At 30.4% G+C, this 7,936-nt stretch carries 9 protein-coding genes; all 9 read left to right on the forward strand.

Annotation, left to right across the window (positions count from 1 at the left end; genetic code table 11):
- Nucleotides 1-135 precede the first annotated feature (135 nt).
- Nucleotides 136-1,002, forward strand: coding sequence for a DUF6624 domain-containing protein (locus tag ACFSQP_RS12875; RefSeq protein WP_376895163.1), 867 nt, complete (start codon nucleotides 136-138; stop codon nucleotides 1,000-1,002).
- A gap of 166 nt (nucleotides 1,003-1,168) precedes the next feature.
- Nucleotides 1,169-3,157 carry a Helicase associated domain protein gene (locus ACFSQP_RS12880; protein WP_376895165.1) on the forward strand — a complete coding sequence of 663 codons (1,989 nt, stop codon included), beginning with the start codon at nucleotides 1,169-1,171 and terminating at the stop codon, nucleotides 3,155-3,157.
- A 149-nt stretch (nucleotides 3,158-3,306) separates the two neighbouring features.
- On the forward strand, nucleotides 3,307-4,020 hold the full coding sequence (locus ACFSQP_RS12885) for a hypothetical protein (RefSeq protein WP_376895167.1): 714 nt from the start codon (nucleotides 3,307-3,309) through the stop codon (nucleotides 4,018-4,020).
- Nucleotides 4,021-4,173: 153 nt separating this feature from the next.
- Nucleotides 4,174-4,635, forward strand: coding sequence for a hypothetical protein (locus tag ACFSQP_RS12890; protein ID WP_376895169.1), 462 nt, complete (start codon nucleotides 4,174-4,176; stop codon nucleotides 4,633-4,635).
- Nucleotides 4,636-4,859: 224 nt separating this feature from the next.
- Nucleotides 4,860-5,627, forward strand: coding sequence for a hypothetical protein (locus ACFSQP_RS12895; RefSeq protein WP_376895171.1), 768 nt, complete (start codon nucleotides 4,860-4,862; stop codon nucleotides 5,625-5,627).
- Between the two features lie 19 nt (nucleotides 5,628-5,646).
- On the forward strand, nucleotides 5,647-6,228 hold the full coding sequence (locus ACFSQP_RS12900) for a porin family protein (RefSeq protein WP_376895172.1): 582 nt from the start codon (nucleotides 5,647-5,649) through the stop codon (nucleotides 6,226-6,228).
- Between the two features lie 171 nt (nucleotides 6,229-6,399).
- Entirely contained in the window at nucleotides 6,400-6,861 is a 462-nt protein-coding gene (locus ACFSQP_RS12905) for a hypothetical protein (RefSeq protein WP_376895169.1), read from the forward strand.
- Nucleotides 6,862-7,207: 346 nt separating this feature from the next.
- Nucleotides 7,208-7,438, forward strand: a complete 231-nt coding sequence (locus ACFSQP_RS12910; protein ID WP_376895174.1) for a DUF2188 domain-containing protein — start codon at nucleotides 7,208-7,210, stop codon at nucleotides 7,436-7,438.
- Between the two features lie 2 nt (nucleotides 7,439-7,440).
- A complete protein-coding gene (locus ACFSQP_RS12915) occupies nucleotides 7,441-7,659 on the forward strand; it encodes a hypothetical protein (RefSeq protein ID WP_376895176.1) in 219 nt (72 codons plus the stop codon).
- Nucleotides 7,660-7,936 lie beyond the last annotated feature (277 nt).

The raw sequence follows: 7,936 nt of genomic DNA on the forward strand, positions 1-7,936 counted from the left end.
TACTTGAATTAACAATTTAAAAAACGACCTAGTTCAAACTGTTTTTTGCCTTCCAAACGGCTAAAAAAAATAGTTTGAACACAAAAATTAACAAAAAAATGGTCAACCTATTTCAGTATAATACAAACCAACAAAATGATTTATAAAATTTACACTTTTTGCTTACTTATAATATTTCTGACTTCTTGCAATGAAGAAAAAAATTATGTTCCTGACGGATTAACCAAATTATCTGAAAGCGAACTAATTCAGCGTGCAAAAGATAAAGAACAGTTTGACTTTGAAGAAGTTACTTACAAAAATGAAAAAGGAGAAGTTTTAAGCCTTGATTCGGTTAGAAATTTACCAAATATGAACGAATGGACTTCTGATAGATATGCTGACAAAAACGGAGTTATTAAGGAAATGATAATCCGAAAAGCCACGCAAAAGGACAAAGAATTTCTTGCAAAATTACAGCAAGCGTACAACTACGAACCACCAATTGAAATAATTGACATTGATTGTAAAAAGAAAGCTGAAATCCTTGACGAAATCTATTCGCTTGACCAAGATATGAGGAAAAGTGATAATCACGATGATTATAACCCTGAAATAGATAGACAAAATCTAGTCAAAGTAGTTAGTTTAATAGAAAATTGTGGAATGCCAACAACCAAAGAAATAACTTCTAAACAAATGAGTGCGATTTGGTTAGTGTTTCAACACGCTGATAATGAAAATAGAAAAAAATATTTTCCATTATTAAAAAAAGCATCTAAAAATGGAGATTTGAAAAAAAGTCACATCGCTCTAATGCAAGACAGAATTCTAATGATGGATGGAAAACCTCAAATTTATGGTTCGCAAATCACTCAAAATAATGAAACAAATAAGTGGGAACTTTATAAACTTGACAATCCAGAATTTGTTGATAAAAGGAGAGCTGAAGTTGGACTTGAACCATTAAAGGAATATGTTCAGAATTGGAATATTGAATTTAATGTAAAACAAAAAGAATAAAAACTGCGTAGAACAACGTGTATAATCAATGGCTAGTTCTCGCCTACTTACGAAAATCCTCGCGGATTTTCTATTCGGTTTTTATTTGCTAAATTAGGTGCTTAAACACGCCACTAATCATACACAAACACGTTGTGTTTCATTTTAAAAAAAGATACGTGAAAGAATGATAGTAGAATTTCTTGGACAAGGTTTACACTTCGAAGAAGATGAAACGTGCGGAAATCACGTTTGTTCTGCTATTCAAGAAAAGTCATTCACACAAATAACCTTTTTTATTGCTTTTTTAAGAAAACCTGGTTTAGACTATTTAAAACCTTTTTTAGAAAAAGCAAAGAATGAAAATAGAAACATAACCTTTTATGTCGGAATTGACGAAAGAGTAACATCCAAAGAAGCTCTAGAATTATTACTCGAACTAGAAATTGAAACCTATATCTACTTTTCTGAAAGGTTTATCTATCATCCAAAAGTTTATTTGTTTGAGGGAGAAAAAAATAGAATTATAACTGGCTCTTCTAATCTGACAAAATCAGGACTTTTCTACAATGTTGAATCTTCAATTCTTTTGGATTTTACAAATAGTGATAAGAGTGGATTAAAAGTTTTGAAACAACTAAAGGAATTCTATTCTACATTATTAGATTTTACCGACCCAAATATTGAACTTTTAACAAATGAATATTTAGAAAAATTAATCGAGGAGCAAAAAGTTTCAACAGAAGCTTTCTCTGATGGCTCTGACTATAATTCAAATATTCACGACAAATCAAAAAGGAAAGGCAAAAATCCAGAAATCACCGATTTAGGGAATATTGAAATCACAGAAAAAAGACCTGTAAAACAATATAAATCAATATTGAAAATTACAGATGAATATTTAGAAAAATGGGATTTTATGTTTCAAAAAATGGAACGCTTTTATAAGGAAAACAAACATTGTACTGTTCCAAGAGATTATAAAGACAGAACACTTTATGGGTGGTATAGAAAACAGAAATTACTACACCAAGCCGAATTGTTACCTGAAGAACATTTCAAAAAGTTAAAAAGTATTGATTTCTACTTTGGAGATGGACACACAATATTTTGGGATAGAAAATGGATGAATAGCTACAACCAACTTTTAGAAATATATAAGGAGACTGGAGATAGCAATATAAAAAGATATAAAGATAATACTCATCCTCTTTTTTACATTTCTAATTGGGTTGCACTCGAAAGAGGAAAATATAAAAAGGGCAAGCTAAAAGATTGGCAAATTGAAAAATTGGAAAGTATTGGTTTTAAATGGGTAATGACACGTACACCAAATAATTACAGAATTGTAGATGATTGGTTAGATAAACTTGCATTACTAGAGGACTATAAAAAAGAATTCGGTGATTGTAACGTTTCTCAAAACAATAAAAATCCAAAATATAAAGGACTCGGAAAGTGGCTTAATGACCAAAGGTTCAACTATAAGAAAAAAAGAAAAATCCTGACAAAGGAGAGAATTGAACTTCTTGAAGACCTTGGTGTAGTTTGGGATATGGATGTTTTCAATTTTGAAAAAAGAATTACCCAATTATTAGAATTTAAAAAATCAAATGGAAATTTCGATATTCCTTCTAACTATAAGCCGAACCCAAGTTTAGGAAATTACATTTATCGTTTAAAAACAAAGGGAGTCAAAGAAGATTGGAAGAAGAAAAAACTTCAAGAAATCGGATTCCACGAAATTGGTACCAAGAAGAAAAAAGAAAAAGGAGGTCACATAACTCAAAGTTGGTATAACAATCTGGAAAAACTAAAAAAATTGCCTAATCCAAATTTGGCAAAGGACGATAAGCAGTATCCTAAACTTGCAAAATGGTTGCATAATCAGAAAAGAACTTTTAGATACGGCAGACTGAAAGAAGAACAAATAAATGAGTTAAAAAAACTAAACATAAAACTACCAGTAAAAAGTAAAAAAAGAAAAAAATGGGAGGAATACATTGAAATTATAGAGCTGTTCAGAGAGGAATATGGAAATAAAAAAATCACATCTGAATTTGATAAAGAACTTTATGAATGGATAAACCAACAGAAAGCGAACTATAAACACAAGAGTTTAAGACGTGAAAAAGTAGAAAAACTAAAGGAATTGAATATATTACAAACTGAATAAAAAACGAAAACACAACAATGGTTATAAGTAATTGCTTGTTCTCGCCTACTTCTGAAAATTCTCGCGGATTTTCAGTTTGGTGTGTACTTGCAAAGTTTCGTGCCAACCCACGCAACTACTCATAACCGAGACCGTTGTAAAACATTTGAATGAAAATCTCGATTGACATTAAACATCTGATATTTATCTCACTCGGATTTGTTCTATTCACAATAATTGGAACAATAAGTCACGAATATGGTCATATAATAGTTGCTAAATCTTTAGGTTACGAAACTACCCTTCATTATGGAAGTATGAATTATGACAACTCTTCTTTCCAAAAAAACATTATTGAAATTTACAATCAAAATAAAACAGAAATTGAAAACGGAACTGAATTTAAGCAGAAAGCGGAATATGAAAATGGAGTAAAAAAATTAACGAACGACATTTTACTGGTAAGAATTGGAGGTCCTTTACAAACAATAATGACAGGAATGATTGGACTAATTATTATCTTCTGGAGGAGAAAAAAAATTATTGAATATGGACTAAAATTATTCGATTGGTTAGCAGTTTTTCTTTCCTTATTCTGGTTAAGAGAGGTCTTTAATTTGACAATGTCTATTGGTAGTGAATTAATAAAACCTGATGGAAGTTATTTTGGAGGAGATGAAAAGAAAATTTCTGAACTATTAAATTTGTGGAGTGGAACTGTTTCTGGTGTTTTAGGAATAATAGGATTATTTATATCTATATTTATCGTGTTTAGAATTGTTCCTAAACATTTAAGATTAACATTTATTGCTGGTGGATTTTTAGGTGGAATATTTGGATTCATTTTATGGATGAACATTTTGGGTCCGAAAATATTACCGTAAAAAACGTTTTACAACAACGTGTATAATTAATGGCTGGTTCTCGCCTACTTACGAAAATCCTCGCGGATTTTCTATTCAGTTTTTATTTGCTAAATTAGGTGCTTAAACACGCCACTAATCATACTCAAAACCGTTGCCATTAATTTGAAAAAAATGACTAAAACGATAATAATTGTACTTCTGACATTTTTTACCTTAAGCTGTACAGATATAAATCAAGGCGAAAACACTATCGCAAAATTGGAAAATCTACGCGCGGAAAATGATAGTTTGCGGAAAATTGTTGCGGATATTGAAACTAAATATGTATTTGACAGTATTTCGTTTCGAGAAATTTATGGAAAGGACAATAAATATGAACGGAATGCGGAATTTAATGTTGAATTATTAGTGGTTGGCTATAATCCAAATAAAAGTTATTTCGTAAAATTCGATAGCCTTGTTGATGGAAAAAAAGTAAATCCAGACACTCTAAAACAAAGCAACGGCGGATTTAAATACAAAACCAAATTGACTGAAAAAGAAAATGTCATCCGAATTGATATGAACGTTGAGAATGAATACGGACAGAAGAAAATGGGAACGTTACTCGAAACAATACGGACAAAAAACTAATGGCAACAATGTATATAAAAAATAGCGCAAGTCATTGCTAATACTAAGGTTTGGGCGTTTTTGGAAAGTCGCATAATTTTTAAATTTGACGATTTCCAATAAAAAAGATAAATAGTAAAATTTAAAAATTCGGCTTGTGTTTCATCCGAAAAGTTATCGCCTACTTTCAGCGCTACTTTTCATATACGGAGCCGTTACAAACAATTTAAACCAAACTTTACACAATGAAAAAACTGAATTTACTACTTGTATTTTTAATTGGATTAACGATTTTGTCTTGTTCATCAGATGACAATAACGGAACTGATGACCAAACACCCGAAGAAACAACTAAATTACTCAAAAAAATGACCTTTAGCGGAAATGGAAATTATTCCCTAACATTTTTCTACAATGCTGACAACAAAATTGACCGAATGCAAAGTGCAGGAACTGGAGACGATTTTATTAAACAATTCTACTATAATAATGGAGTTTTAGACAGAGCCGAATTTCAAGATTTAAACGGGATTTCTGACGGTTCAATTGAACAGTATGTTTACAATAATGGATTACTTATAGAAAGACAAGATTTTTATAATAATACTACACTTGATGAGCGATTTCTTTATTCATTTACAAATAGTAATATATACAATATTCAATATATTGGTAATGGTCAAACTACATATTCAGAAGAATATATTTTTGAGTATGATACCGATAATAATGTGATTTCAAGAAAACACGATTACTTAAATACTGCTATCTCTGACCAAGAACTAACATTTACCTACGACACTAAAAAAAGTCCATTTCTTAATTTTCAACCAAATATAGTTTTAATAGATGATTTCTTTTCTTTCAACAATAATCCAACTTCTCGAATTTTAACTGATTTATCGAACAATAATGTTATTTCGGAAAAAAATTATACTTACACTTATGATAATGATGATTATGCGACTTCTAAAACAGATGGAACAGAAACTATAACCTACGAATACTATTAATTAAACTCAAATTACAATAATGAAAAGAATATTTTTAATTGGTTTATTAACCTTTTTACCTTTTCTATCTTTTTCTCAAAATAAAATAGGAATTTTAGCAGGTGTAAATGGTTCAACACTTTCCGATGGGATTTTGGAAAGTTTCGGAATTCACAGCAACTCTTTCAGTTTACACCTTGGAGCTGTTTATGAATTAGATTTTTCAGAAAAAATCGCATTTCGCCCAAAGCTTGTTTATTCTCAACAAGGAGATAGAGAAGATTTTTATGATAACATAAAGTATCAAACGTCATATATAAATATTCCACTAAATTTTAAATTCTTCAATAAGCCATATATTTTAGCTGGTCCTCAAATTGGATTTTTATTGGACACTGAAAAAAGAGAATTTGATTTTGGCGATTTAAAAAGTTTAGATTACGGACTTAATCTTGGAATAGGAATAGATATTAAAGACTTTTTTGTGGAACTTAATTTGTATCAAGGATTTAATGAGTTAATTGCTGTGAAATATGAGCAAACCAATCCATTTAGAGATATTGATATAAAAGCAACAAATACAGTTGTACAATTAAGTTTTGGCTATAATTTTGAATTATAACAAGCATCTGAAATAAAAACTGTTTGTAACACCGTATATAATTTATTGCTGGCTTCTTGCCTACTTACGAAAGTCCTCGCGGACTTTCTTGGTCGGTAATTATTTACTAAATTAGTTGCTTGAAACACGCAACAAACCATATACAACAACGTTGCCATTAATTTGAAAAAAATGACTAAAACGATAATAATTGTACTTCTGACATTTTTTACCTTAAGCTGTACAGATATAAATCAAGGCGAAAACACTATCGCAAAATTGGAAAATCTACGCGCGGAAAATGATAGTTTGCGGAAAATTGTTGCGGATATTGAAACTAAATATGTATTTGACAGTATTTCGTTTCGAGAAATTTATGGAAAGGACAATAAATATGAACGGAATGCGGAATTTAATGTTGAATTATTAGTGGTTGGCTATAATCCAAATAAAAGTTATTTCGTAAAATTCGATAGCCTTGTTGACGGAAAAAAAGTAAATCCAGACACTCTAAAACAAAGCAACGGCGGATTTAAATACAAAACCAAATTGACTGAAAAAGAAAATGTCATCCGAATTGATATGAACGTTGAGAATGAATACGGACAGAAGAAAATGGGAACGTTACTCGAAACAATACGGACAAAAAACTAATGGCAACAATGTATATAAAAAATAGCGCAAGTTATTGCTATCACAAAGTTTTGGGCGTTTTTGGAAAGTCGCCAAATTTTTAAATTTGACGATTTCCAAGTAAAAAGATAAATAGTAAAATTTAAAAATTCGGCTTGTGTTTAAACCGAAAAGTGACAGCTTATTTTCAGCGCTACTTTTCATATACGGAGCCGTTGTAACCAATTTGACAAAAATCCTGGAAAACAATTAAATTTCCGAACTGAATTAGGTGTTTATATCTTGTTTATAAATGACTCAAAACAAGAAACTTAAATTGAATATTATTTTCTAAATTTAGAGTTATTGAATTTTAAAGAAAAAGAAAATGGGAAAAAATCAACACGTAGTTAAGAACAAAGACGGATGGAGCGTAAAAGGAGCTAATAACTCAAAAGCCACTTCGAATCATAGAACTCAAAAAGAAGCAATTGAAAGAGCAAGAGAAATTGCTAAAAACCAAAAATCAGAAGTAGTGATTCACGGAAGAGACGGAAAAATTAGAGACAAAGATAGTTACGGAAATGACCCTCATCCACCAAAAGACACAAAACATTAGGAATGGAAAATATTGATTATAATTCTGTAAAAAGAAAAATAGAAAGAGAACGTTGTATAAAACACAACAAAAATCCGAAATTTGAAAAAACAAGTAAAGGATTTAATATTTCTGCTTGTTGTGAAGATTTTCGTTCAAAAATGCTCAAGAAAACAGAAAAAATTATGGCTGAAGAAACGAAATTAGCCGTAGAACAAATGTTGAAAAAAGCATTCCGATAAAAAACTGGTTGCAACACCGTGTATAGCTCATTGCGGCTGAATTCCTAATCGGAATTCATTGCAATTTGCTATCTTTCGGTTACGGCGGAAAATCATAGCTGATTTTCCGCAACGAGCCATACACAAACACGTTGTGCATAATATAAACCTTGAACTTTCCTGAAATAGGTTGACTAAAAATTAGACAACTTATTACAAATAAAGATGAAAGAACAAAAAGGACCCTGCCGAAAAAAATCCTACGAAAAAGTAGGTTTCGATTTAAAATTACTCATTA

Source organism: Bizionia sediminis (genome assembly GCF_042684585.1).
GTDB lineage: Bacteria > Bacteroidota > Bacteroidia > Flavobacteriales > Flavobacteriaceae > Algorimicrobium > Algorimicrobium sediminis.